Genomic DNA, 26,826 nt, shown 5'->3' on the forward strand with positions numbered 1-26,826 from the left:
CCTCCTAACTCTTAAGCTTCTTGCTCTACAGTTTCGTCTTCAATACCTAATTCTTGTTTGATCCAGTCATAACCTTCTGCTTCTAGACGCTGCGCTAATTCTGGTCCGCCTGATTTTACAACACGACCTTGCATCATAACGTGAACTTTATCTGGTGTAATGTAGTTTAATAAACGTTGGTAGTGAGTGATCATTAAGCAACCAAACTCGCTGCCGCGCAGTTCATTAATACCTTTTGATACAACTTTTAACGCATCGATATCTAAACCAGAGTCGATTTCATCTAAAATTGCAATTCCTGGTTGAAGCATCATTAATTGAAGAATTTCGTTACGCTTCTTCTCACCGCCAGAGAAACCTTCGTTTAGGTAACGCTGAGCCATGTCTTGATCCATTTCTAAGAAATCCATGTTTTTGTCTAATTGACGGATGAATTTCATTAGTGAAATTTCTTCGCCTTCTTCACGACGAGCATTAATTGCTGAACGTAGGAAGTCTGCGTTTGTTACCCCGCTGATTTCACTTGGATATTGCATCGCTAGGAATAGACCTGCACGAGCGCGCTCATCTACTTCCATCTCAAGTACATCTTCGCCGTCTAGCGTGATGCTTCCTTGTGTAACCTCGTATTTAGGATGTCCCATGATTGCTGAAGATAATGTTGATTTACCAGTACCGTTTGGTCCCATGATTGCATGGATTTCGCCGCCCTTAACTTCTAAATTAACACCTTTTAAAATTTCTTTACCTTCAATTGCAACATGAAGATCTTTAATTGTTAAAGTTGACCCTGCCATATTAAAACCTCCAGTTATAGACGTATATAGTAAAAAACGATATACCTATATCTTTTTAATTATTCTCATTTTATTCTCATTACAATCTTATAACAAATGAAAACTTATAGCAACCTTTTGACCCAAAAGGTTTTAAACCATTATGTACGTTTTTTAAGACTAAATCCACTCATAAAAAAGTTGCCTTAAAAGACTCGATAGAGCCTTCTAAGACAAGCTTTTTACCCGCTTTATTTACTTAGTGCGTGTGGCTAGTCAGTTCTGAAACACACTCTTGGACAAGCGTAACGGACTGACTCATCGCTGCGCCTCCGCCAAATGCCGCTGATACTCCGCATGCTTCTAAAATTTCTTGCTCAGTTGCACCTTGATCAATGCAGCCTTTTGTATGATAAATCATACAGTACTCGTCTTGAGCTACTACGCTGATTCCTAGCGCGATTAACTGCTTTTCTTTTTTAGAAAGAGAACCTTCTCCAAAACATGCTTCAGTAAACGCATTAAACGTTTTTGTTACTTCCGGCAATTTTTCGCTAAATTTCCCAACACCCATTTTATAATCATGAAGTGCTTGCTCAGTTGAATGACGTGCTTCTTGCTGCATAACGTCAGCTCCCATCATCAGTAAAGTTTTCACGGTTAGTATGCGTGAGAAAAATAAGAGTTATTCGTTTTGATGCATACAAAAAAGCACTTGCCCAGAGTGGGCAAGCGCTTTTCTTCTATTATTTATTTACCGGCAATACTCCGCCTTTGTATTTTTCTTTAATGTAGTCTTGAATTTCTTTAGAGTGAAGAACTTTTACTAAAGCTTTCACTGTATCTTTATTTTCGTCACCTTTGTGAACCGTAATGATGTTTGCATATGGGTTATTTTCTTTGCTTTCCACTGCGATTGGATCTTTTACTGGATCTAAACCAGCATCGATAGCATAGTTAGCATTGATAACAACAGCGTCACCTTCATTGTTTTTGTACATTTGAGGTAACAATCCGCCTTCAACATCGGCTTTAAATTTTAAATTCTTAGAGTTTTCTACAATATCTTTAATTTGTGCGTCTGTTTTCTTTACGCCTGGTTTTAATTTGATCACGCCAGCTTTTTCAAAAATCGATAAAATACGTCCTTGCTCTGCTACTGCATCACGCATAATAACTGTGCCGTTTTTCGGAAGATCTTTTAAGCTTTTGTATTTTTTAGAGTAGATACCAATTGGTTCAATATGAATGGCACCGGCACTTACAAAATCATACCCTTTTTCACCTTTATGATCTTTTAGCACTGAATTCATATAAGGAACGTGCTGGAAATAGTTTGCATCAATTTCATTGTTTGCAAGAGCTGTGTTCGGTAAGATGTAATCTTGGAATTTTTTAATCTCTAAGTCAATTCCTTGTTTTTCTAAAATCGGTTTTGCTTGTTCCAAAATTTCAGCATGAGGCGTATTAGATGCACCCACGACAATTTTCTTTTCATCTTTTGATCCATTGTTAGATCCACACGCAGCTAATCCTACTACTAGCGCAGATGTTAATGCTAAAGCTGAAAGCCATTTCTTCATAATAAATAGTCCTCCCTTTATCTTTTATCAATTTTTGCAGTAATCGCATCTCCAATAAGTTGGATAATAAATACAATAATCAAAATTAAGATCGTAGCAGCTAGCGTTACGTCATTATGACTGCGCTGGAATCCTTCTAAATATGCAAGGTTTCCAAGACCTCCAGCTCCAATCACACCCGCCATTGCCGTATAGCCGACTAACGCAATGGTTGTTACTGTCAAACCGGAAATCAAAGCTGGCAGCGATTCAGGTAACAGCACTTTAAAGATAATAGTGCTTGTTGTGGCTCCCATTGATTTAGCAGCTTCAATAACACCTTTATCAATTTCACGCAGACCAATTTCTACAAGACGCGCATAAAATGGTGCTGCTCCAACAATTAAAGCCGGTAACGCTGCATTAGCGCCTAAAATACTTCCTACCAATGCTTTGGTAAATGGAATCAGTAACACAATTAAAATAATGAATGGAATGGAACGAAAGATATTTACAACCGCCGACACAATGGCATATAAAGGTTTGTTTTGCCAAAGCTGTCCTTTGGACGTTAAAAATAAAAGCAAGCCCAATAAAATACCTAGAACAAATGTGGCTACAACTGAAATAGCCGTCATATATAGTGTTTCATTTGTCGCTTGAATAAAATCATCTAAAATAACGTTTGGAAATAGTTTCTCAAGCATTTGTCATTACCTCCACTTCTACCTGCTGCTCATGAATGTATGCAATGACTTTTTCAACTTCTGTTAATTCTCCGTCTAAATGAACGAACAGCGTCCCGTATGAACCTGTTTGTGTATGAGAAATCTTTCCTTGCAAAATATTAATCGTTACATCAAACTGTTTTAAAATCGTTGTAATGAGCGGTTGCTCTGCTTTTCCGCCAACAAACGTCAGCTGAATAATTTGCCCGCTTGGATACAGCTCATTTACTTGTTCAATCGTTTCAAACGTTTCCTCTGGTTCAGAAATCTGTTGAACGAATCGTTTTGTAATCGGCTGCTTAGGTTTTCTGAATACTTCTAGCACTTGTCCTTCTTCTACTACTGCCCCATTTTCCATAACGGCTACTCGATGACAAATTTTACGAATGACGTGCATTTCATGAGTAATCAATACAATGGTCAACCCTAGCTTCTCATTAATATCTACTAACAGATCTAAAATAGAATCTGTCGTTTGAGGATCAAGCGCTGATGTTGCTTCATCACAAAGCAATACTTTTGGATTGTTCGCTAGCGCTCGAGCAATCCCAACACGCTGCTTTTGTCCGCCGCTAAGCTGTGATGGATAAGCATCTTCACGCCCTTCAAGCCCGACTAGCTTGATAAGTTCGTCTACTCGTTTCATTCTTTTTTCTTTTGAAATCCCTGCTATTTCTAACGGAAAGGCAATATTTTCTCGTACCGTACGCGACCACAAGATATTAAAGTGCTGAAATACCATACTAATTTCTTGTCTAGCTTTTCTGAGTTTTCCGCCTTTAATTTTTCCAATATCATTACCTGCTACTTCGACCGTTCCTGTCGTTGGTGTTTCTAATCCGTTTAGCAAGCGAATCAAAGAACTTTTCCCCGCTCCGCTATAACCAATAATTCCGTAAATTTCTCCTTGGTTAACGGTTAGATTCACATTATCAACAGCTGTTACTTGACCGCTTTTGGCCTGATAAATTTTTGTAACGTCTGTTAATGTAATCATATTTCTTCACCTTCTTTAATAAAAACTTAATTATGTTAGGTTGCCCTATAGGATGAAAAAGCCGTAAAACAATTTTCCCCATTAAAAAAGCCTCTCTGCGCATGACAGAAAGGCTCGATATTTAATCCTTTCTCTCATCTTTCAAAGCGCATAGCTTTGCAGGAATTGGCACCATTTCAGTTAGTCTGACGGTTGCCGGGTTTCACAGGGCTCAGTCCCTCCACCTCTCTTGATAAGAGTTCGCAACAATTATTTTGTTTTTGGGAAATATTCATTCATTTATGAACATTCATGAGTGTGATTTTAGCATGTGTCAGATAGGCTGTCAACAGATTTTGTTCTTGGTATAATATCCCAAGAATTCAACAACCCCAACGGTTCGCTCTCTTTCCACTTCTTCATTTTAAACAAACGTTTGATTATCGAAGCTCCTCGAGTACGTGCTCGATGGAATGAAACGCGTAGAGTTTTTTTACCATTTCACCATTTTCCACTTCAATCAAACAAGGTACGCTTTCAATAGAAAATAATTCTGCTTTTGAAGGCATATAATTTAAATTACTCATTCCGATGGTTACATCCGGCAGCATCGCTTCTGCCACGGTTAACATTTTTTTTGCCAGCTGACATGTCCCGCAAAAAGGCGTATGGAAAAAGATAAAGGCTCTTTCTCCTTCTTTTAACTGATCATCCAGCTGTTTTTCGCTCCATTCTTGCATGTTGCTCATTCCTTTTATGTTAAAAATTCTGCATTAACATCGATATTGGCACTTAGCAATACTGTTGCTATGTGATGTCTAGGGGCGGCAGCAACTTCTCGGTACATTTTATCAATATATAGATGCTCTGCTTCCGGAAGCTCTCGTTTAAATTGTTTTCTCAGCTTATTCCCTGAATCATCAGAGTCAACGAGTATGTATACCTCTTTGTTAAACGTACAGTCAATAATTTCATCCAGCTTTGATAAACTAATCGTACCGTTTGTACAAATAATTTCAATTGGTTCTCGAATGATATCTTGAATACGCTTTTTATCTGACTTTCCTTCGACAATAATTACTTTTTCAATTTCAATTAGCCCCATTTTCATCACCCATAATCGTCAGTTGTATAGTAACATCATTTCTTTATGCTATACAATATTCGTTAATGTATCACAGTTCACCTGTTTTTTAAAAGAAATTTGCAAGAAAGAACTCTTTTAAAAGGCAGTTTAGGCCATATTATCTCTATAAAACAAGAAAAACAGCGGCAGTTGCCACTGTTTAGCACCATCCTGCTTCTTCATCGCAGTCTGTATATTTTTGCGTTTCACCTTGTTTTTGTACGTCCGCGTATTGATAGAACTTATTATTTTCTTGCGAATATCCTTCTTCAAAGCGGTATTCATTGCCGCTTGTTCCGTAGCTAACTTCACCAATTGGCTGCTTATCAACGTATAATTTCATACCGCCGTCATGAAATTTAGCTGTAACGCGATCTGTAACATCCATTTTTTGTTTTTCAAACATAAAAAGACACTCCTTTAGCTTGTTTACTAATAGAGTGTCCAGTCAAAAACTTTTCATAAAGACAATTTATGGAGGAATATTATCCTTCGTTTGTCATTTCTTCGTATTGCTCTGCTGTCATCAGCTTGTCTACTTGAGAAGCATCAGATGGTTTGATTGTAATCATCCATGCCTCTTCGTATGGAGATTCATTAACAAGTTCAGGACTATCGCCTAAGTTGTCGTTTACTGCTACAACTTCACCGCTAATTGGTGCGTAAAGCTCAGAAACTGTTTTTACTGATTCAACGCTACCAAACGGCTCGTCAGCTTCTACTGTTGCTCCTACTTCTGGCAGTTCAACGAATACGATGTCTCCAAGCTCAGCTTGAGCGAAATGTGTAATACCTACGCGGACAACGTCTCCTTCTGTTTTTACCCATTCATGCTCTTCAGAATAACGCAAATCTTTTGGTGTACTCATCTTAATCCCTCCAAAATATGTATCGTAATTTGTTTATATAAAAAGCGCCTTCAACGTGGAGAACACTTTCTACAACCTAAAATAACTTCCTATTAACAGTGTAACGTAAAAGGTAAAAATTTTCTATTTGAAAACTTACTTCCACACGCCCTCAAACTGCTCTTCTTTGAAACCAAGCGTTACTTTTTGTCCATCTGTTAGCAGCGGACGCTTAATTAACATGCCATCTGACGCAAGAATAGACAGAAGTTCGTCTTCACTCGCACTGCTTACTTTATCTTTAAGACCTAACTCGCGATATTTTTTACCGCTTGTATTAAAGAATTTTTTTAATTCTAGGCCGCTGTTCTGATAGTAAGCTTGCAGCTGCTCTTTTGTTGGCGGATTTTCTACAATATGAATTTCTTCATACGCTACTCCGTTATCATCGAGCCACTTCTTTGCTTTTCGGCACGTACCGCACTTTGGATATGAATAAAAAAATAATGACATTTCGTCAACCACCCTTTATTTTAAGCTTTTTTCGTATTTTAACACATCCTTTATCATTTACCTAGATAGAGGCTTCTTAAACAAAAAGGAGCTCGCAAAACGAGCTCCTTTTTCCTTAAACTGTGAACTTCTCTACTTCTAGAAGCGTTTTTGCAACCTCGCGCTTTACGCTAATTACATTGATTGGTGTATAGCGAGTTAATTTGCGAAGAGACGAAAGCATGACTCTAAGCGTATCACCTTGTTCAACGCCAATTAACGTTTCTTTTGCATCTGCTTCGATTCGATTAAATGCTTCTTGGCAGAATACTTGCGTGTATTTTAATTTTAAGCTGTTTTGATCTACCCCTGTTTTGGAAATGGCTTTTTCAGTACGTAAAACAGTGGATTCCATTGCATATACGTTACTAATCATATCAGAAATATTAACGAGAATTTCTTGCTCTTTTTCTAATTCTTTGCCATACTTTTGTGCAGCTAATCCCAAAAGCAAGAGCGCAATTTTCTTCCCGTTTTGCACAAGCATTTTTTCTTGATCTAACGGCTCATTTCCTACTTCCTGCGGCATAAGCATCATCAATTCTTCTTGAAGCGTTTGTGCTTTTTGAAGCAGTGGAAGCTCTCCTTTTAACGCTTTGCGTAAATATGTGCCTGGTACTAAAAGACGGTTAATCTCATTTGTTCCCTCAAAAATACGATTAATGCGAGAATCGCGATACAGACGCTCAATTTCATACTCGCTCATAAAACCGTAGCCTCCATGAAGCTGCACGCCTTCATCTACAATGTAGTCAAGAGCTTCCGTGGCAAACACTTTATTTAATGAACATTCGATAGCATATTCAGCAATGGAAGCAGCAATTTGTTTTCCGTCTTTTTGCTGTTCTTCTGAAAGCTGGCCCATATGGTCTTCAAAAAGTCCTACCGTACGATATACGGAGCTTTCAGTTGCATACAATTTAGAAGCCATTGTGGCTAACTTTTCTTGTGTTAATGAGAATTTAGCAATTGGCGTTTTAAACTGCTGACGCTGGTTAACGTATTGAGACGTAATTTCTAACGCACGTTTCCCTGCTCCAACTGCTCCAACTCCAAGCTTATAGCGCCCAATATTTAAAATGTTAAAGGCAATCACATGGCCTTTTCCAATTTCACCTAGCACGTTTTCTTTTGGAACAAGCGCATCTTCAAGAATCAACGTTCTGGTTGATGAGCTTTTGATTCCCATTTTCTTCTCTTCCGGGCCAACCGAAACGCCTGGAAATTCGCGCTCAACGATAAAAGCAGAAAATTTATCGCCGTCAATTTTTGCGTACACCACGAATACATCAGCAAATCCAGCATTCGTAATCCACTGCTTTTCTCCATTTAACACATAGTGTGTACCTTCTGCGTTAAGGCGAGCTGTTGTTCGAGCCCCAAGAGCATCCGAACCAGAACCCGGTTCAGTCAGCGCATAAGCCGCTATTTTTTCCCCTACCGCTAAAGCAGGTAAATATGCTTGTTTTTGCTCTTCTGTTCCAAATAAGACGATTGGCAATGACCCAATTCCTACATGAGCACCATGAGTGATGGAAAATCCGCCTGCTCGAGACATTTTTTCAGCAATTAAAGCCGAGGTAATCTTATCTAAACCAAGCCCACCGTATTCTTCCGGTACATCTGCACCAAGCAAGCCTAATTCACCAGCTTGTTTTAATAGCTTTACAGAACGGTCAAATTCATGCTTTTCTAAATATTCCACTTGCGGAAGGACTTCATTTTCTACAAATTCATCTGTCGTCTTGGCAATCATCTTTTGCTCAGATGTATAATCCTCCGGCGTGTAGACGCGGCTTGCATCACCTTCTTCAATTAAAAAACTTCCACCTTTAATCATTTGTTTTGTTTTATTTGACATGTTCATATCCCCCTTTGAAATGATTATGCTAACAATTCAAATACACCAGCAGCTCCCATTCCTCCACCAATACACATGGTGACAATTCCAAACTGCTCATTTCGACGCTGCATTTCGTGCATTAAGCTGAGAGTCAGCTTAGCTCCAGTACAGCCTAATGGATGACCTAAGGCAATAGCGCCTCCGTTTACATTTACTTTATCTTCATTAATATTTAATTCACGAATAACGCCAAGTGCTTGAGAAGCAAATGCTTCATTTAATTCAAACAATCCGATATCAGAAAGCTCCAGCCCTGCTAGTTTAAGAGCTTTAGGGATGGCAGCTACCGGGCCAATCCCCATTACTTCAGGCGGAACTCCTCCAACTGCAAATGAGCGAAACTTAAGCAAAGGCTTTAAGCCTTCTGCTTCAGCTTGTTCTTTATCCATTAGAAAAACGGATGCAGCTCCGTCACTTGTCTGCGAAGAGTTTCCAGCTGTGACGGATCCTTTAACCGAAAAGGCTGGACGAAGTTTCCCTAATACGTCCGCAGTTGTGCCAGGACGAACTCCTTCATCTTGAGAGAACATCAGCTTTTGTTCACGTAGCTTATTGTTTTCATCGATTTTCCGAAGCGTCACTTCCACGGGAACAATTTCGTCGTTAAACCTCCCTTCTTGAAGTGCTTTTGCTGCTTTTTGATGGCTGCGTACGGCAAATGCATCCTGGTCTTCACGTGAAATGCCGTATTTCATCGCCACTTGTTCTGCTGTATGTCCCATGCCCATATAATACTCCGGCGCATTTTCAACCAGCTGAACATTCGGACGCGCTACGTTTCCAAACATCGGAACAAAACTCATTGATTCTGCTCCTCCAGCTAACACTGCTTTGGCTTGCCCTAGCATAATTCGTTCTGCACCGTAGGCAATACTTTGCAAACCTGATGAACAATAACGATTAATCGTTATTGCTGGCACCGTATAAGGCAAACCTGCAAGAGCGCCAATATTTCGAGCCATATTCAAACCTTGTTCTGCCTCAGGCATCGCACAACCAATAATTAAATCATCAATCGGTCCTTCGTATCCGCCTGCTCGGCGAAGAGTTTCTTTAACCGCAATAGCTCCCAAATCATCAGGTCTAACACTTGCCAATGAACCTTTTTTTGCTTTTCCGACCGGTGTCCTAGCACCTGCTACAATAACTGCTTCTCTCATTTTTTCTCCCCCTTAATTGCGCAGTGGCTTTCCTTTAACTAACATGTGCTGCATACGTTCTTGAGACTTCGCTTCTCCAACAAGGCTTAAAAATGCTTCTCTCTCTAAATCAAGCAAATACTCTTCATCCACTTTGGAACCAAACGCTACGCGTCCTCCAGCTAATACAAATGCTAACTTACTAGCAATTTTGTAATCATGTTCTGATATATATCCTGAATATTTCATGGATTGAGCTCCTAGCAGCAACGTTGCATATCCTGTTTCTCCAACGACAGGAACTTTAGTTTTTACAGGCGGTTTATAGCCCGTGTCGTGTAAAGCAAGGACTGAGTTCTTTGCATCATTCAGCAAGTGATCTCCGTTTACACTGATAGCATCATGGCGGTTTAAAAAGTTTAGCTGCCTAGCTTCTGCAGCAGAAGTAGATACTTTTGCAGTAGCAATTGTTTCAAATGTTTTATTGGCAATTTGCTGAAGATCGAGCGTTACACCGTTCGGTAAACCATTTAGCTGTTTGATATAAAGCTCCTTGTTACCTCCTCCGCCAGGAATTAACCCGACTCCTACTTCTACAAGGCCCATGTAAGTTTCAGCAGAAGCTTGGATTTTAGCTGACGGTAAGCAAATTTCTGCTCCGCCTCCAAGAGTCATCGCAAATGGAGCTGCAACAACCGGCTTTTCGTTATATTTCACCTTCATCATTGCCTGTTGAAATTGTTTAATGACAAGCTCAACTTCAAAATAATTGTCATCTTGTGCTTCCATCAAAATCATAGCTAAGTTAGCGCCAACGCAGAAATTTTTTCCTTGGTTTCCTATGACCAGCCCCTTATAATTCTTGTTCACTTCTTCAAGAGACTGATTCAATAAGCTGATAATATCTAGCCCAATCGCATTGTTAGGAGAAGTAAACTGCAGGCATGCCACATCATCTCCTAAATCAATTAAGCTCGCTCCGCTGTTTTCTAAAATGACATTATTTTGAGAGCGTAAAGATGACAGGTGGATCACCTTTTTATTTTCTTTTACTGCTTTATACTCATCCTCTTCGTAGTAAAGCGCTTGACCTTCCATTTCTTTATAAAAGCTTGTAAATCCATTTTCCTGCATTTGTTTTACCCACTGCGGGATGGCTAAGCCAGACTGCTCCATCTTCTCAATTGATTTTTCTAAACCAATTGCATCCCACGTCTCAAAAGGACCCATTTTCCAGCCAAATCCCCACTTCATAGCTTGATCAATGGCGACGATATCGTCGGCGATTTCATTTTTCAACTGTGCTGCATACACAAGAACAGGGCTGATAATGTTCCAAAGAAGCTGTCCAGCACGATCATCAGAATATATAAGCGCTTTCATTTTGTTTTGCAGCCCTTGTGCCTGCTTACTTAATTCAGTAGAAGCTGTTTTTAACTTCTTTCTTTCGACGTATTGAAGTGTATTAGGATCAAGTTCTAAAATTTCCTTGCCTTTCTTTAAAAAGAAGCCTTGCCCCGACTTGCTTCCCAGCCAGCCATTTTCCTGCATTTGTTTCATAAATAAAGGCACATCGAATACCTCTTTTTCTTTGCCTTCCACTTTGTCAAACACATTGTTGGCCACATGAATAAATGTGTCTAGTCCCACTACGTCTAACGTTCGAAACGTTGCGCTTTTTGGTCTTCCAATTGAAGGACCCGTCACAGAGTCAACTTCTCCCACGCTGTAATTACCTTTTAACATTTCTTGAACGGTCACAAGTAAACCGTACGTACCGATACGGTTGGCGATAAAGTTAGGCGTATCTTTTGCAATAACTACTCCTTTACCCAATACATCTTCACCAAACGTTTTCATATATTCAACAATTTCTGATTTTGTGTCATGAGTTGGAATAATTTCTAATAACTTTAAATAACGAGGTGGATTAAAAAAGTGCGTTCCTAAGAAATGCGCTTTAAAATCTTCTGAGCGTCCTTTGGCCATTTCGTGAATGGATATCCCCGAAGTATTTGAACTTACAATACTTCCTTTTTTTCGTACGCCGTCAATTTTTTCAAACAACTGCTGTTTAATATCAAGGCGTTCCACTACTACTTCAATGATCCAATCGCAGTCGCTTAACTGCTGTAAATGATCTTCAAGGTTTCCCGGCGTAATTAACGATAGTGACGACTTCGACGTTAAAGGTGCCGGTTTTTGCTTCGTTAATTTAGCTAAAGCAGTTGTGCTCAACCGATTTCTGACTTGCCTATCTTCAAGCGTTAGCTGTTTTTTTTCCTCGTCTGGTGTTAATGAAGCTGGAACCACATCTAGCAAAAGCGTTGGAATTCCTACATTCGCTAAATGAGCTGCAATTCCAGAGCCCATAACTCCTGAACCTAAAACGGCGGCTTTTTTTATGTTCATAATTATCCCCACATCCCCTTTGATATATTGAATGAACGGTCATTCATTTTATGTGTAAAAAAAGAGAGTCACTGTTAATCTCTGTTTTTACTATAAAGCATTTTTTAAATTTTCGCAATATATTCACAATATTATCTCTAACTATTTTTAATGTGTTTGGTTATCTTAATACACAGGAGGTGATTTTGTGAGTAAATTAAAGAAAGATCCATCTTCAGCAGGCGTAAGCGCAGCAAGCGTTAAAGGAAATGCTGGACCGGTTAATGAACCGCACGGACGCGGCAAAAAGACATCTCAAAACCAGCAGTACACAAAGCATAATACACAAGGACATTAACCTCAAAATCGAACATGAGTAATCGAATCATGTTCGATTTTTGACTATTTCTTATTCTGTCATCACGACCATTTCATGGTTATTTTTTTACGATTCCTTTTAAGACAAATGCGACATTTGCAGGTCTTTCTGCAAGGCGCCTCATAAAGTACCCATACCAGTCCGTTCCATAAGGAACGTACACTCTCATTTGATATTGTTCTGCTACGAGCTGAACCTGCCTTTCTGGTCGAATACCGTATAGCATCTGGAATTCAAACTGATTCATTGAAATTCCATGCTTTTTAACAAACTCTTTTGTATACTGAATGATTCGTTCATCATGAGTAGCAACTGCTGTGTAGTGACCGTTTAATAAATGAAGTCCAATTATGTTTTTGAAGTTTTCGTCTACGTCTTCTTTATCAGGAAAAGCCACGTCTGCCGCTTCTTTGTACGCTCCTTTTACTAACCTTAATTTAGGAGCATAAGCATCTAATTCGCGAACGTCACTTTCTGTTCGATATAAGTATGCCTGAAGTACCGTCCCTACGTGGTCATACTCACTTTTTAATTGTTTAAACAGCTTAATCGTCTTGCTGCATCGCTTATAATCTTCCATATCAATCGTCACGAACACGCTATATTTTTCCGCTTCATTTAGAATATGACGCATATGCTGAAGCGCCAGATCTTCAGAAATATCAAGTCCCATAGACGTTAATTTCAAAGAAATTTCTGAATCTAACCTTTCTTTGTGTATAAGATGGATGGCCTTTATGCATTGAGCCACAGCATTATTGACTTCAGCTTCACTTTCCACAAACTCTCCGAGATAATCAATCGTTACTTTTAATCCCTGTTCATTTAGCTTTTTTATCACACTAACAGCTTCATCGATGGTTTCCCCTGCAACAAACCTTGCTGCCCCAAAACGTAAACCATAGCGCTTAGCCAGCTTTGTTAACTTTTTGCTTTTTGATAACAATAAAAAAAAGTTTCTTATCGTTTGTTCCAAAGCAACCCCCCGCCTTCACTTGTCATACACCTAACAAATTTTATCTAATTATCATTAATTTTACCATTTTTTCAACCAGATAGATAGGCACCCTTCATTAACATATGCACACTAGATCAAAAAGCTACCTGGAGCTTTTTTGATAAAAAAACATTCATCAGCTTCGTGATGAATGTTTTTATTCTGGTTTTCGCTGTGACGCTCGATGCGCTTCATTCAGCTCTTTTATTTCCTTCACAATTTCAATCATTTCCGCTTTTGCGTCTGGATATAATTGATTCCAATGCTTTGTTAAAGGCGGCATAGATTTTGAGATATGGTTGTAAAGTGCCCACATTTTCACTTTTTCCTGCAGCTGTTCATCACTTTCTCCAACCATTAGTTCCGTATACTTTTCAATCAAACCGTCGAATTGCTCTTGAAAGGTTTTACTCATGCGCAGTCACTCCTTTCTTTGGTTTACAAATAACCGGACACGTTCGACAATAAGTCTCTTTATCTCCTGTTTGGTAGGACAAACAGCACGTTTTTCGTACTCTTATCTCCTGCTTTTGTTTCTCTATATATTGAGGAGGTGAACTGTACCGAGCAAGCGGATTGTTATGATATGAACCAAAGTGACGTCCCTCAGCTTCTTCTAACACGTATCGTAAATTCTTTTGCACTTTCACATTGTCTATTTCTTCGTTTGCTAAAAGCAAATCATAAAGCCAGTGAATATAAACAGCTACGTTTTCCCACAGCGTCAGCTTTGAGATTTTTGTCACTTTACGCAGTACTGACCACATCGGCTCAATTTGATGAGCAAACAATTCATCAAGAAGTTCATCAAGAAGAATTTCGCGATTATCCTCTGTTACTTCTGTCGTCTCAATTTCTGAGATAAACACTTTTGGAAGCCACATCGTTTCAACTTGTTCGGTATGCAAAGATACATTTTTAGTCGATACATTTATCTTTTTTTGAAACACAATAAATGAATACAAAGCCGCAACCACAACAAAACTATACCGCTTTGCTAACATTGAAGCAGCTGCTCTCAAACTAGCGGCCTCCATCGTCTCTTGAATCCATAATAGCTGCACCTTCACCTTACTTTCATCCATGCAGCTGGCAGGAGAAAACCTGTACAGCGAGTTATCTTTAAACGTACAGCGGAATTTTTCTGCTAACTCGCTTTGCTCATTCCTACTGAGCATGCTGCGTTTCAACTCGCAGCTTATTCACAATACATCGTCCGCGCCCATGAGGAATACAAAGAGGCGTTCCAAATAACGGATCAACCGTCACTTCACAGTTCATATTAAAGACTCGCTGTACTAAATCGCAGTTAATGACTTCTTCTGGTCTTCCCTGTGCATAGATTTTTTTATCTTGAAGCGCCACAATATGATGAGCATAGCGGCAAGCTAAGTTTAAATCATGCAGCACCATTACGATGGTACGATTTTCTTTTTCATTCAGTTCAAACAACAAGTCCAAGATCTCAATTTGATGCGTCATATCTAAATATGTTGTCGGTTCATCAAGTAAAATAATATCTGTATCTTGCGCTAGTGTCATGGCAATCCATGCGCGCTGACGCTGTCCCCCAGAAAGCGAATCAACTTGACGATCTGCCAAGTCTGCTAAGCCTGTTGCTTCCAGTGCATTTTGCACTTTTTCTTCATCCTCTTGAGACCACTGGCGGAACCAATTTTGATACGGATAGCGCCCTTGTTTAACAAGCTGCAGCACAGTCAGACCTTCAGGTGCAACAGGACCTTGAGGAAGGATTGCTAGCTGCTTTGCAATTTCCTTGGTAGGAAGAGAAGAAATTTTAGAACCTTCTAGTAAAATAGAGCCTGCATGTGGCTTCAATAACCTTGCCAGTGAACGCAGCAGCGTAGATTTTCCGCATCCATTACTGCCGATAAAAACCGTAATCTCACCCTTTGGGATGGTAACGTCAAGCTCATCTATAATCATCGCTTCTCCATATGATAATGTTAGCGACTTTGTTTCTAACGAATGCATGCGAATCGCTCCTTCTACAAAGAATGCTATACGTTTCTTTGTTTGTATAGTAAATAAATGAAGTATGGTGCGCCAATTGCAGCTGTAAATACACCTGCTGGCACTTCGATTGGCAAGAAGAATGTTCGGCCAATTAAATCTGCTGCTGTGATTAAAATCGCTCCGATTAGTGCCGATAGCGGTATTAAAGCGCCGAATGACGAACCTACAAGCTTTCGGGCAATATGTGGAGCAAGTAACCCTACAAAGCTAATTCCACCGGCAAATGCAACGGCGCTCCCGGTTAAAGCTGTGCTCATCAGCAATAGTGCCAATCGATTTTTTTGAACGCGACTTCCAACGTTAGTCGCAATTTCTTCACCTAATTCTTGAACATTTAAATTTCGAATCATTAAAATCGTAATTATAACCAGCCCTGCAGTAACTGGAACTAGTACGGAAACACTGGCCCAATTTGAACCATACACCGTTCCGGTAATCCAAATATTTGCCTGGCTAGCGCGGTAGATAGGACCCATAATCATAAACAGCGTGGTCATAGCTTTCGTTAACGCTGTTAATCCAATTCCTATTAATACTAGTGTAATAGGAGAGACACCATTTTTCCAGGCAAACACATAAAGTAAAAGCGCCACTGCCACGGCACCTAAAAATGCGCTAACAGGCATCCAATTAATACTTACGGTTAACGAGTTGCTTTTATCACTAAATAGTGTCAAAAATAACACTACACCAACTGACGCTCCTCCTGTTAATCCAATTAAGTCTGGTGAAGCAAGCGGATTTCTCACAAGCCCCTGCAAGATAGCGCCCGCAATAGCTAGACAAATACCAGCACAAATGGCAACAATAATACGCGGCAGTCTAAAAGATGTAACAACTAATCGTTCAAACTCCAACCCATGACCCGCTAAAATTTTAATTACACGAAATGGATTAATAAATAAGTCACCCGTACCTGCACTTAACAAAAAGAGTGCAACAAGGACAGCTGAAAATCCGGTAATGATTAGAGCAGCTTTTATATTAACTAAAAATGAAATTCTCTTTAAGCGAAGAGATAAGTATGTTTTCATGACGTCTTCGCCCCTTTCCTTGCCATATAGATAAAGAAAGGTGTACCAATAACAGCAGTCATGACTCCAACAGGGATTTCTTGAGGCATAATGACGTACCTTGCGCCAACATCAGCTAATAAAATTAAAATCCCGCCGACAACCGCACTATAAGGAAATACCCAGCGATAATCTTGTCCTACGATTGCTCTTACAACGTGAGGAACAATGATTCCTACAAAGCTAATGGGACCGGCTACTGCAACGGCTCCCCCCGCTAAAATCGCAATAATGATGCCGCTTATAATTTTGACAAGAGCTGTTCTTTGACCTAATCCTTTGGCTACGTCTTCACCAATCGTTAAAATATTAATTTTTGAAGCGATAAAAAAAGTAACAATAATTGCTGGCACTACATAAGGCAGTATGCCATACAACATTTCAACCTTGCGTCCTTGCACAGACCCTGCCAGCCAAAAGAGGACTTGATCAAGCGAAGATTCATCCACAGCTAGCAGTCCTTGTGTTAAAGAAGAGAAAAAGGCTGCAATAGCCGCTCCTGCGAGCGTCAGTTTGATAGGCGTTAGCCCTTCTTTTCCAATGGACCCAAGAAAATAGACAACCACTACGGTTAGTGCCGCTCCTACAAATGCAATCCATGTAAAAGCTTGAAGTGAATTGACCGAAAAAATCATCACTGCAACAACAATAAAAAAGCTGGCCCCAGCGTTCACACCGATAATATCCGGTGAAGCAAGTGGGTTTTTCGTTAACGCCTGCATCATTGCTCCTGCAATTCCTAAACAAATACCTACCACAGCACCGATTATAGCGCGCGGCAATCGAATATTTTGAATAACTATGTGCTCATTCGAACCGTTAAACGCTTGAAAAGCTTCAAATGCTGTTTTGATACTTGTATCTGTGTATCCGAGTACGATACTTAATCCAATACAGATTAAAAGCAGCATGATTCCAATGATGAGCCCCATTACTTTCATTTGAACACTGCGTAGCATCATTTTCATTGCTCTCCTCTAAGATGATTCCTATATATATCTAACCTTTAGTTTAGGAAACATTGAAAAAAGTGTCAATGATTTTGAGAATCATTTTCAATTTTTAATTGACACCGCTTAAAAGTTAGAATATTATCTTAATTGTTAATGAAAATCATTATCACTTACGAGGGGGGAAAAGATGTGAATACATATTCTAAAGGCAAGTTGTCATATTTGTTGTCCATTCTTACCATTATGACACTGCTTGTGCTGGCAGCCTGCGGTAATTCAAACGGCGCTGACAGCGATAAAAAAGAAAAAACTGAGGGTTCTGGCGAAACTTACACAGTAAAACACGCAATGGATAAAACCGATATTAAAGGAACGCCTAAACGAGTGGTTGTTTTAACAAACGAAGGTACTGAAGCTCTTCTTGCAATGGGTGTAAAGCCTGTGGGCGCTGTTCAATCATGGTTAGGAAATCCGTGGTATGACCATATTAAAGGTCAGATGAAAGGCGTTAAAAGTGTGGGTACAGAAAGCGAGCCAAGCTTAGAAGCAATCGCTGCTTTAAAGCCTGACTTGATTATCGGAAATAAAATGCGACAAGAAAAAGTATACGATCAGCTTAGTCAAATTGCTCCGACTGTATTCTCTGAGGAGCTGCGCGGAGATTGGAAATCAAACTTTAAGCTATATGCAAAAGCTGTAAACAAAGAAGAAAAAGGTAAAGAAGTATTAGCTGACTATGACAATCGCGTAGCAGATTTAAAGAAACGCCTTGGAGATCAGTTAAAACAAAAAATCTCAGTTGTACGCTTTACAGCTGGAGACGTTCGTATCTATCATAAAGATTCATTCTCAGGTGTTATTTTAGATCAGCTTGGATTTGCTCGCCCTGAGTCTCAAGACAAGGATGATTTTGCTGAAATGAATGCAACAAAAGAACGCATTCCGGCAATGGACGGCGATCAGCTATTTTACTTCTCTTATGAAACGGGAGACGGTGAAGCAACAAAGCTTGAAAAAGAATGGATAAACGATCCTCTCTTTAAAAAGCTAAAAGTGGCTCAAGAAAATCATGTTCATAAAGTAGATGATGCTACTTGGAATACAGCAGGCGGTGTGTTAGCAGCTAATATCGTACTTGATGATATTGAAAAAATCTTCTTAGATAAAAAACAATAATAATATGAAAGAAAGAGCTTCGACGAATCGAAGCTCTTTCTTTCATGTATAATGTATTTCCTTTCATCGCACACTAACCGTGGTCTCACTTTATTAAATAGGAGTGGTGAAAATGAATTCAAAAAAACAGCCTAAAAAGCAGCCAGATACAAATGAAATGGCTGACCGTCAGTTCGAAACAGAAGATTATAACCGACAAGATGCACTCTCACAAGGTCTAGCAGAAACACATGAGCAAATAAGCGACGCCTATCAAGAAGGATCATTTGAAGATACAGATCGTTAATAAAAAAAGAGCTGACTCTAAGTCAGCTCTTTTTTATTTTGAATGCTGCCATGCCGTTTTAGGCAATGACATGGACATCCACTGCTGGCGCTTTGATTTATCAATCGTCACTTTCTTTGCTTTAATTCCTTGTTGAATCAGCTGTTTCATTAGTTTATCAATTGACTTCATCGCTATTCACCTCAAAAGCGGAAATTTGTCTTGCTTCTACTCTTTTACTTTTTTGCGCTTAAACTTCATAAAAAACTCATAGACAATTGGAACGATAATGAGCGTAAGCAGCGTAGAACTTGTTAGTCCTCCAATCACGGTAACCCCTAGCCCTTTTGAGATAAGGCCTCCACCTTCAAATCCAAAAGCTAATGGAAGCAGTGCACCAATCGTTGCAATAGCTGTCATTAAGATCGGGCGAAGACGTGTCATTCCAGCTTCTAGTAAAGCTTCACGCGTTGAAAGACCCTCTTGCTCTTTATGAATCACGCGGTCAATCAGAACAATCGCATTGGTTACCACAATTCCAATCAACATAAGAGCTCCAATCATCGAAGAAATACTAATCGTTTCCCCAGAGATTAAAAGTGCCACTAGCGCACCAATGAGTGTAAATGGAAGTGAGAATAAGATAGCAAATGGCGCTAAACCTCCACCAAATGTCAGTACAAGTACGAAGTACACGATACCAATGGCTGCGAGCATGGCAATTCCTAATTGACTAAATGAGTCATTAATTTGCTCTGATGCTCCGCCAAAGTTAATGTCCATATCACTTGGCAAATCAATTTTCTTCACTTCTTTTTGAACGTTAGAAGAAACGCCGCCTACATCGTCACTCTTAATATCGGCACTTACCTCTGCATAAATTTTATTATCACGGCGCGTTACCGTATTCGACGTTTTACCTTTTTTAATATCGACAACTTCATTTAATGTAACTTCCTGTCCAGTTTGAGAGGTCACTTTTGTGCTTGAAAGTTCGGCAAAAGTAGAGAAATCCTCTTTTTCTTTTGGAAGGTATACGTTAATTTCGTTTCCGTCTTTTTGGATAGTTGTTAATACTTCACGCTGTCCAAGGTTGGAAATTTGCATTCCGATTTGACTAGCAGACAAGCCGAGTTCAGCGGCTTTCTTTTGGTTCGGTACTAGCGTATATTCATCAAACGTATCTGAAAGCGTAGAATCGACATTTTTCAGTTCTTTATGCTTTTCTAAAACGCGCTGAACTTTGTCAGCATAAGGTTTGATTTCGTCTAAGCTATCTCCGTAAATAAGGACGTTTAATGAATTATTGCTGCCGCTAGACGCCGTATTCATGGAGCCCCATTCACCTTGATTCGCTTGTTTATTAAGAGCTTTTAATACTTTATCCTGCTCTTTATCAAAGTTTTGTGTATCCTCGTCATATTGCACAAATGTTAAAACGTTATTTTTGCTTCCCGGATTAAAAGAGTTACCTTCACCGAACGAATACTGAACCGTTTTGACACCATCTCGCTTCATCAAGTACGCTTCTGCGCGATTCGCTGCTTTTTCCACGTCGCTTTGAGACTGTCCGGCTTTCGGTGTATACGTAAGCGTCAGCGTTTTTTCTTGATCGGATGATAAAAAGCTAACCCCAATAGAAGGAACTAAAAATAAACTTCCTACTAACAGTAGTACGGCTAACCCAAAGGAAATAAGCTTATGGTTTAGCGTCCAGTTCAAAATTCGCTTATATCCGTGCGCTAGTTTGCTTGGCTTTTCTTCTTTGACTTTTACATTTGTTTTAAATAACGAATGAGCAAGCATTGGCACGAGTGTTACCGCTACTAGCAGTGATGCTAACAGTGCAAAAACAACCGTTAACGCAAACGGTAAGAATAGCTCTCCTACCGGTCCTTCTACGAGACCTAACGGTAAGAATACGGCCACGGTTACGACTGTAGAAGAAAAAATTGGAACAAACATTTCTTTCGTCGCCGCGACAATTAAATCTTTTCCTGTAAGCTTTTCTTCCTGATAAGCCATGCGGCGGTAAATATTTTCAATAACGACAATGGAATCATCTACAACCCTTCCGATGGCTACAGTCATCGCTCCAAGCGTCATAATATTTAAAGAGATATCCATTGATTTGAGCGCCAAAATGGCGATTAATAGCGAAAGCGGAATTGAAATAACGGCAATAATCGTTGAACGAATATCACGTAAAAATAAAAGAATAATAATAACCGCAAAGACCGCACCGATAATAGCTTTATTTAGCATCGTATGAACAGAATCTTCAATCGGTTTACCTTGATCAAAAATATTGTCAACGTGAAGGTCTTTATTTTTCTTTTCTAGGCTATTCATTTTTTCTTTAATATCATTTACAACATTTACTGTGTTCGCATCCTTCGCTTTGACAACTTGTACAGCAATTGAAGGTTTTCCGTTCGTGCGAGAAATGGATTCTGCTTTCCCCGTCACTTTAACATCCGCAATTTCTTTTAATTTCACAGTTGGAATCGAAGCTGCGGACGGCGCCTGCTGCACGGCTCCTTGTGTTTGCTGCTGGCTCATTCCTTGTTGCTGACCTTGAGCAGCTCCTTGACTAGGCACAGCTGGAATCTCTAAGTTTTCCAAATCTTTTTCTGTTGTCATCTTTCCGTCTACCACAACAGATTTTTGAGATCCATCCATCGTATACGTACCAGCCGGCACTTTTGCATCGGATGCTTGGATCAGCTTTTTCACCGTATCTTCATCGAGTCCCAGCTGCTTGAGCTTGTCTTGTTTGAATACAAGTTCTGCTTCTTCAACTTGTTCTCCTGAAACGCTGACCGAAGAAATGCCTTGCACTTTTTCAACTTGTGGAACAACGGTATTTTTTACATACTTCGTTAAGTCTTCTAATGATTTTTTATCATCTGAAACACTTAATGAAATAATCGGAAAATCACTGATGCTTTGTCTTGAAACATTTGGTTCCTCTACATCATCTGGCAGATCCACGTTTGAAAGAGCTCGTCTGACTTCGTCTTCTGCCTTCTCCATATTTTTACTAAAGCCATATTCAACTTGAATGGTAGCCATATTTTCATAAGAAGACGAGCTAACTGTGTCAACGCCGCTCAGTCCCTGAAGCTTTTGTTCAATTGGCTTACTCACCTTGTCTGCCACTTGTTCCGGAGTGGCGCCCGGATAAGTTGCACTGACTGTTACAACAGGCGTTGATATATCAGGAATAGTCTCTAGCTTCATATTAAATCCTGAATACAGCCCTGCAATAATGACAAAGAGTGTTAACAGCCATACTGCAAATTTATTTTTCAATGAAAATTTAATAAACTTCCCCAATGCATATCCTCCTTCAAATATATGTATACTAATAAAATTGACTGATTGGTCACAACAACTTAAAATATAAATGACTAACCGGTCAGTGTCAACCCTAAGCAGTCTCTCTCCTAATATGTTCATAATAAAGACATATTTACGATAAATCTTTTTTAGAGGAACTGACTCCCGTTCTTAACTTTGATATATACCTTTATCTTTTTTAGTGTATGATACTATTATCTAACGAAATGAATGGTCAAATTGTTTAATAAAGGAGGTAGAATACTTGAAAGAAAAAGAAAAAAGAATAATTGAAGCTTCGATTAAGCTTTTTGCAAAAAAAGGATTTAATGCTACCTCTGTGCAAGAAATTGTAGATGAATGCAACATTTCAAAAGGTGCATTTTACCTGCACTTCAAATCTAAGGATGCACTTTTATTATCAATTCTAAACTTTTACTATGAAAAGCTCTTTAGCTCTGTTTATGCTCTCGACGAGGAAGTAAACGATGCCCGTAGCCGCTATATGAATCAGCTCATCTATTTCTATGAATTTATTACAGAGCACAGAGATTTTATTATCATGCAAATCCGTGAAAAATCGATTCCATTTAACAAAGAAGTGGAGACCTTTGTTCATAAAATGCAGCGAGAAACGTTTTACTTTCATCGCAAAAGCCTCGTTAGCGTATACGGAGAAGACGTAACTCCTTATATCTCCGATTTAACGAAAATGATTGAAGGTATTCATCATTCCTTTTTAGAAATTATTATCTTCAATCAATACGAGCTTACCTTTAAAGAAGTCGCGCAGTACATAATGGAACGAGTTGACGTATTAGTAGAAGATTTATTAGCTAGAAAACCTCGTCCCCTTATTCCCGCTTCTTTTGGTGAAGATATATACGGAAAGGAACGAACGACTTTTCTAAGTAAAAATGAGCAGGTAAAACAAGCTCTTGAGGAAATTAAACATCTGCTAGACACCAGCGATCATATTTCTGATGAACACGCAGACAGCTTTCACATTTTACAAACGGAGCTAAAAAAAGATAAGCCTACCGCTGCTATTGTAAAAGGCATGGTTGGAAATTTAACGGAACTTAAACCGTTGGAAGAACCGCTTAATCTTTTAACAGCTTTACTCCAACAAAAATAACAGAAGGCTTCAAGCTTTCTGTTATTTTTCTGCTTTTGAACTAGATACTCCCCCAGATAACACGAACTTCATTGCTTCTTCCGGCTTAATATCTAACCATTCAATTTCTTCTTTTGGAATCAAAAAAGTAAAACCGGCTACTTGAAAAGTTTGTGGAACATAGACAGCGACATGGTCTTTTAACGAATGAATCACCTCTTCTACTTCTTCAGAGGTCACAAACCCTATGACTTTCATTGACGTGCCGGGCATTGGCACTAAAGCTACTTTTGAAAAAGACTTTTTCTCTCCAAGAAAAGATTGAAATGTATCTTTAATGACACTATATAGCGTTTTAACAAGCGGTATTTTTTCTAACAATCGATCAATTAAGTTAATAATTTTCCCAGCGAAAAAACGGGTAGATAACCACCCTAAGAACGTAATTAAGACAAGCGTTGCTAAGATTCCAATACCAGGTATATAATCCTGCTTCATATAGGGCTTCAATACGTTCCCTAAAATGCTGTCTAAAAAATTAAATACTCTTACCAAAATATAAATAACAAGGATAATAGGGACAATCGTTAAGAGTCCATTAATAAAACTTTTTATGATTGCTTTCATGCAAACACCTCATTTTTCCTGACATACTGCTGTTCATTATACAATGGATTTGTTTTGCTGCGTCTTTTTATTTCTATTCACATACGTATAAACTAGCGACGTTTTATCAAAATAATAGATGGGTACATGAACATACATACTTATATATTTATTTTTTCGGAGGGATACAATTGGGACGTTTAGAATCAAAAATTGCTGTTATTACAGGGTCAAGCTCTGGTATAGGAAAAGCAACTGCTGAGCGCTTTGCGAAAGAAGGAGCGGTTGTTATTTGTGCCGATATTAATTTGGACGGGGTAAAAAAAGTAGCAAAAGAAATTAAAGACGCTGGCGGTGAAGCATACGCCTACTATATCGATGTAGCTGAAGAAGAAAAAGTAAAAGAGTTCACAGCGGAAATTGAAAAGAAATTTGGAAAAGTGGATATTCTTTTTAATAATGCGGGGACAGACACAGAAGGCGGCAAGCTTCACGAATATCCTGTAGAACTTTGGGATCGCTTAATGTCGGTAGATTTACGCGGAACATTTCTTGTAAGCAAATATGTTATTCCGCTGATGTTAGAAAATGGCGGGTCGATTATTAATAATTCATCCGTATCCGGACTGGCAGCAGACTTAGACCGTTCTGGCTATAACGCGGCGAAAGGTGCTATTACCAACTTAACAAGAACCATGGCAATTGACTACGCTCGTGAAGGTATTCGCGTTAACTCAATTGCTCCTGGAACAATTGAAACGCCTCTTCTTGATGATTTATCAGGCGCTGAAGAAGGAAAAAAATTCAGAAAAGCATATGAATGGGTCGATCCCATGGGCCGTTTAGGCAAACCAGAAGAAGTAGCCGGTGCCGTATTATTTTTAGCATCCGATGACAGCTCATATGTAACGGGTGACTGCATTACGGTAGATGGCGGTCATATGGCGTATACATGGCCTGGAAAAATGCTTTACGATAAAATGTGAGAATACAATTAGCTCTATACCTTAAGGTATAGAGCTTTTCCGTTTGCATTTTTTCTTTAAAATAGACGTGACATTATGTCAAGACAGGTGTAAACTTAAAGCAAAATTCTTTGCTTCTAGGAGGAAGACATGAAAACAAAACAATTATCAGAACGTCAGCTTCTTGGCATCGCAGGGCTAGGATGGCTCTTCGATGCAATGGATGTTGGCATTTTGTCTTTTATCATTGCAGCTCTTCACGCTGAATGGGGACTTTCCCCTACTGAAATGAGTTGGATAGGCAGCGTTAACTCGATCGGGATGGCCGTTGGAGCTCTCGTGTTCGGGCTGCTGGCTGATCGAATTGGGCGAAAAACCGTTTTTATTGTGACTCTTGTTCTTTTTTCAGTGGCAAGCGGACTTTCGGCTCTTACTACTACCCTTGCTGCTTTTTTAGTATTTCGATTTTTAATTGGAATGGGTTTAGGAGGAGAGCTGCCTGTTGCTTCTACCCTTGTGTCTGAGACCGTGGCGCCGGAAAAACGCGGTAAAGTGGTCGTCTTGTTAGAAAGTTTTTGGGCGTTCGGCTGGCTACTGGCAGCGCTTATTTCTTACTTTGTAATTCCAGCTTACGGGTGGCAACTAGCTCTTATCCTAACGGCTATACCAGCATTTTATGCCATTTATTTGCGCATCAAACTGCCAGATTCTCCTCAATTTTTAGAGGCGACAAAGGAAAAGAAACCGTCTATTGCGGACAATGTAAGAAGCGTGTGGTCTAAGCCTTATCGTCAATCTACCGTTATGCTGTGGGTTCTGTGGTTTTGCGTTGTATTTTCATATTACGGCATGTTTTTATGGCTACCTAGCGTCATGGTCATTAAAGGATTTAGCTTAATCAAAAGCTTTGAATACGTATTGATTATGACATTAGCTCAGCTGCCTGGCTATTATACGGCTGCTTGGTTTATTGAACGCATGGGCCGAAAATTCGTATTGGTCACATATCTGTTAGGTACGGCTGCCAGCGCATATATCTTCGGAAATGCGGAGTCACTTTGGCTGCTGCTAACAGCAGGAATGTTGTTGTCTTTCTTCAACTTAGGCGCTTGGGGAGCTTTGTACGCGTATACACCTGAGCAATATCCGACATCTATTCGAGGCACAGGAGCTGGAATGGCCGCTTCTTTTGGACGAATTGGAGGAATTCTAGGACCGCTGTTAGTTGGGTATATGTCAACTCAAGGTGTTTCTTTAACCGTTACGTTCTCAATCTTCTGTGCAGCTATTTTAATCGGTGTTGGTTCGGTTGTTTTTCTAGGAAAAGAAACCAAACAAAAGCAGCTCGCATAAAAAAAAGACGCTCTTTTAGAGCGTCTTTTTTGTGCTTATTATTTATTTTCTACTAGCTCTTTTTCGCCTGTCTCTACTTCCACGTCACGCTGAGCGAATACTTTCTTAGCTACGCTTAAAGCATTTAACACGCGAGGGAAACCTGTGTATGGAATTAATTGAATGATGCTTTCCACAATTTCATTCGGCTCTAGTCCAGCTGTTAAACCTGTGTTTAAATGCAGCTCAAGCTGAGGCTCTGTACCCTGAGTAACCAGTGATGAAATGGTTACTAATGCTCGCTGCTTATTCGTTAAACCTGGTCGTGAATAAATGTCTCCATAGGCAAATTCAATAATATATTTCCCAACGTCAGGAGCTAGGTCTTTTAAGTCTTCCGTAATTTTTAAATGAGTCGAAATATCATCGTTACTCGTTAACGTATATTCCATTAATTTATCTAAACCTTTTTGATAACTATTTTGTGCCATGTAAAATCAACCTCCGTATTTTTTACTGACACCGCGCGGAATCAATGTTTGTTTTCGTGTATGTTTTCTACACTATCTACTTTAGCGCACAT

General features: G+C 39.3%; 29 protein-coding genes and 1 riboswitch. Of the genes, 6 read left to right on the plus strand and 23 right to left on the minus strand.

Annotated features, from left to right (window positions below; translation table 11 throughout):
* Positions 1-11: 11 nt before the first annotated feature.
* From sufC to LJY09_RS24805, 13 genes are all read right to left on the minus strand, one after another.
* On the minus strand, positions 12-797 hold the full coding sequence (sufC, locus tag LJY09_RS24745; RefSeq protein ID WP_013059647.1) for a Fe-S cluster assembly ATPase SufC: 786 nt from the start codon (positions 795-797) through the stop codon (positions 12-14).
* A gap of 238 nt (positions 798-1,035) precedes the next feature.
* Positions 1,036-1,401 (minus strand): carboxymuconolactone decarboxylase family protein, encoded by a 366-nt coding sequence (locus LJY09_RS24750; RefSeq protein WP_016765828.1) that lies wholly within the window; start codon positions 1,399-1,401, stop codon positions 1,036-1,038.
* Between the two features lie 121 nt (positions 1,402-1,522).
* Positions 1,523-2,359, minus strand: coding sequence for a MetQ/NlpA family ABC transporter substrate-binding protein (locus LJY09_RS24755; RefSeq protein ID WP_228307448.1), 837 nt, complete (start codon positions 2,357-2,359; stop codon positions 1,523-1,525).
* 17 nt (positions 2,360-2,376) lie between these two features.
* Positions 2,377-3,045: a methionine ABC transporter permease gene (locus LJY09_RS24760; RefSeq protein ID WP_016765829.1), complete on the minus strand. Its 669-nt coding sequence runs from the start codon at positions 3,043-3,045 to the stop codon at positions 2,377-2,379.
* Positions 3,038-4,063: a methionine ABC transporter ATP-binding protein gene (locus LJY09_RS24765; RefSeq protein ID WP_154990582.1), complete on the minus strand. Its 1,026-nt coding sequence runs from the start codon at positions 4,061-4,063 to the stop codon at positions 3,038-3,040. Before LJY09_RS24765 ends, LJY09_RS24760 begins: the two co-directional genes overlap by 8 nt.
* A 131-nt stretch (positions 4,064-4,194) precedes the next feature.
* A riboswitch (SAM riboswitch) is annotated at positions 4,195-4,302 on the minus strand.
* A 180-nt stretch (positions 4,303-4,482) separates the two neighbouring features.
* On the minus strand, positions 4,483-4,782 hold the full coding sequence (locus LJY09_RS24770; protein ID WP_033580445.1) for a thioredoxin family protein: 300 nt from the start codon (positions 4,780-4,782) through the stop codon (positions 4,483-4,485).
* A gap of 14 nt (positions 4,783-4,796) precedes the next feature.
* Positions 4,797-5,147, minus strand: a complete 351-nt coding sequence (locus LJY09_RS24775) for a toprim domain-containing protein (protein WP_025752660.1) — start codon at positions 5,145-5,147, stop codon at positions 4,797-4,799.
* A gap of 181 nt (positions 5,148-5,328) precedes the next feature.
* Complete coding sequence (locus tag LJY09_RS24780; protein ID WP_014457881.1) at positions 5,329-5,574, minus strand: YusG family protein; 246 nt, start codon at positions 5,572-5,574, stop codon at positions 5,329-5,331.
* Between the two features lie 79 nt (positions 5,575-5,653).
* Complete coding sequence (gene gcvH, locus LJY09_RS24785) at positions 5,654-6,037, minus strand: glycine cleavage system protein GcvH (protein WP_014457880.1); 384 nt, start codon at positions 6,035-6,037, stop codon at positions 5,654-5,656.
* Between the two features lie 135 nt (positions 6,038-6,172).
* Positions 6,173-6,529: an arsenate reductase family protein gene (locus tag LJY09_RS24790; protein WP_228307449.1), complete on the minus strand. Its 357-nt coding sequence runs from the start codon at positions 6,527-6,529 to the stop codon at positions 6,173-6,175.
* Positions 6,530-6,644: 115 nt separating this feature from the next.
* The gene (locus LJY09_RS24795) at positions 6,645-8,429 is read right to left on the minus strand and encodes an acyl-CoA dehydrogenase family protein (protein ID WP_033580444.1); all 1,785 of its coding nucleotides are present in this window, start codon (positions 8,427-8,429) and stop codon (positions 6,645-6,647) included.
* A gap of 23 nt (positions 8,430-8,452) precedes the next feature.
* Positions 8,453-9,631, minus strand: a complete 1,179-nt coding sequence (locus LJY09_RS24800; protein WP_154990583.1) for an acetyl-CoA C-acetyltransferase — start codon at positions 9,629-9,631, stop codon at positions 8,453-8,455.
* Between the two features lie 12 nt (positions 9,632-9,643).
* Positions 9,644-12,025 carry a 3-hydroxyacyl-CoA dehydrogenase/enoyl-CoA hydratase family protein gene (locus LJY09_RS24805; protein ID WP_228307798.1) on the minus strand — a complete coding sequence of 794 codons (2,382 nt, stop codon included), beginning with the start codon at positions 12,023-12,025 and terminating at the stop codon, positions 9,644-9,646.
* A 184-nt stretch (positions 12,026-12,209) separates the two neighbouring features.
* On the opposite strand from LJY09_RS24805, the gene LJY09_RS24810 reads away from it, so the two are divergent.
* Positions 12,210-12,359 (plus strand): YuzL family protein, encoded by a 150-nt coding sequence (locus LJY09_RS24810; RefSeq protein ID WP_013059660.1) that lies wholly within the window; start codon positions 12,210-12,212, stop codon positions 12,357-12,359.
* Between the two features lie 79 nt (positions 12,360-12,438).
* Here the strand turns inward: LJY09_RS24810 and LJY09_RS24815 are convergent, their stop codons facing one another.
* The 6 genes from LJY09_RS24815 to LJY09_RS24840 form a co-directional block, all read right to left on the minus strand.
* Entirely contained in the window at positions 12,439-13,356 is a 918-nt protein-coding gene (locus LJY09_RS24815; protein WP_033580442.1) for a proline dehydrogenase family protein, read from the minus strand.
* Between the two features lie 178 nt (positions 13,357-13,534).
* Positions 13,535-13,792, minus strand: coding sequence for a YusU family protein (locus tag LJY09_RS24820; protein WP_028412083.1), 258 nt, complete (start codon positions 13,790-13,792; stop codon positions 13,535-13,537).
* The gene (locus LJY09_RS24825; protein WP_028412082.1) at positions 13,785-14,555 is read right to left on the minus strand and encodes an IucA/IucC family C-terminal-domain containing protein; all 771 of its coding nucleotides are present in this window, start codon (positions 14,553-14,555) and stop codon (positions 13,785-13,787) included. The genes LJY09_RS24820 and LJY09_RS24825 overlap by 8 nt, the downstream gene beginning before the upstream one ends.
* Positions 14,545-15,372: an ABC transporter ATP-binding protein gene (locus LJY09_RS24830; protein ID WP_013059664.1), complete on the minus strand. Its 828-nt coding sequence runs from the start codon at positions 15,370-15,372 to the stop codon at positions 14,545-14,547. Before LJY09_RS24830 ends, LJY09_RS24825 begins: the two co-directional genes overlap by 11 nt.
* A gap of 26 nt (positions 15,373-15,398) precedes the next feature.
* Positions 15,399-16,448 carry a FecCD family ABC transporter permease gene (locus LJY09_RS24835; protein WP_028412081.1) on the minus strand — a complete coding sequence of 350 codons (1,050 nt, stop codon included), beginning with the start codon at positions 16,446-16,448 and terminating at the stop codon, positions 15,399-15,401.
* Entirely contained in the window at positions 16,445-17,449 is a 1,005-nt protein-coding gene (locus LJY09_RS24840; RefSeq protein WP_028412080.1) for a FecCD family ABC transporter permease, read from the minus strand. Before LJY09_RS24840 ends, LJY09_RS24835 begins: the two co-directional genes overlap by 4 nt.
* 180 nt (positions 17,450-17,629) lie before the next feature.
* Here LJY09_RS24840 and LJY09_RS24845 point away from each other — a divergent pair, with 180 nt between their 5' ends.
* Both LJY09_RS24845 and LJY09_RS24850 read left to right on the plus strand, forming a co-directional pair.
* Positions 17,630-18,616, plus strand: coding sequence for an ABC transporter substrate-binding protein (locus LJY09_RS24845; protein ID WP_028412079.1), 987 nt, complete (start codon positions 17,630-17,632; stop codon positions 18,614-18,616).
* 112 nt (positions 18,617-18,728) lie between these two features.
* A complete protein-coding gene (locus LJY09_RS24850) occupies positions 18,729-18,902 on the plus strand; it encodes a YozQ family protein (protein ID WP_080754494.1) in 174 nt (57 codons plus the stop codon).
* 33 nt (positions 18,903-18,935) lie between these two features.
* Here the strand turns inward: LJY09_RS24850 and LJY09_RS24855 are convergent, their stop codons facing one another.
* Entirely contained in the window at positions 18,936-19,073 is a 138-nt protein-coding gene (locus tag LJY09_RS24855; protein ID WP_014457868.1) for a hypothetical protein, read from the minus strand.
* Positions 19,074-19,109: 36 nt separating this feature from the next.
* Positions 19,110-22,220 carry an efflux RND transporter permease subunit gene (locus tag LJY09_RS24860; RefSeq protein ID WP_028412078.1) on the minus strand — a complete coding sequence of 1,037 codons (3,111 nt, stop codon included), beginning with the start codon at positions 22,218-22,220 and terminating at the stop codon, positions 19,110-19,112.
* 268 nt (positions 22,221-22,488) lie between these two features.
* Between LJY09_RS24860 and LJY09_RS24865 the strand changes: the two genes are divergently transcribed.
* On the plus strand, positions 22,489-23,361 hold the full coding sequence (locus tag LJY09_RS24865; RefSeq protein ID WP_028412077.1) for a TetR/AcrR family transcriptional regulator: 873 nt from the start codon (positions 22,489-22,491) through the stop codon (positions 23,359-23,361).
* Between the two features lie 21 nt (positions 23,362-23,382).
* Here LJY09_RS24865 and LJY09_RS24870 read toward each other — a convergent pair whose 3' ends face one another.
* Complete coding sequence (locus tag LJY09_RS24870; RefSeq protein ID WP_028412076.1) at positions 23,383-23,967, minus strand: DUF502 domain-containing protein; 585 nt, start codon at positions 23,965-23,967, stop codon at positions 23,383-23,385.
* Positions 23,968-24,137: 170 nt separating this feature from the next.
* Between LJY09_RS24870 and LJY09_RS24875 the strand changes: the two genes are divergently transcribed.
* Together LJY09_RS24875 and LJY09_RS24880 are read left to right on the plus strand one after the other, a co-directional pair.
* Positions 24,138-24,932, plus strand: coding sequence for an SDR family oxidoreductase (locus tag LJY09_RS24875; protein WP_028412075.1), 795 nt, complete (start codon positions 24,138-24,140; stop codon positions 24,930-24,932).
* Positions 24,933-25,061: 129 nt separating this feature from the next.
* A complete protein-coding gene (locus LJY09_RS24880; protein WP_028412074.1) occupies positions 25,062-26,264 on the plus strand; it encodes an MFS transporter in 1,203 nt (400 codons plus the stop codon).
* Positions 26,265-26,302: 38 nt separating this feature from the next.
* On the opposite strand, the gene LJY09_RS24885 is transcribed toward LJY09_RS24880, so the two are convergent.
* On the minus strand, positions 26,303-26,734 hold the full coding sequence (locus tag LJY09_RS24885; protein WP_014457862.1) for a carboxymuconolactone decarboxylase family protein: 432 nt from the start codon (positions 26,732-26,734) through the stop codon (positions 26,303-26,305).
* Positions 26,735-26,826: the final 92 nt, after the last annotated feature.

The organism is Priestia sp. J2 (assembly GCF_020790095.1).
GTDB lineage: Bacteria > Bacillota > Bacilli > Bacillales > Bacillaceae_H > Priestia > Priestia zanthoxyli.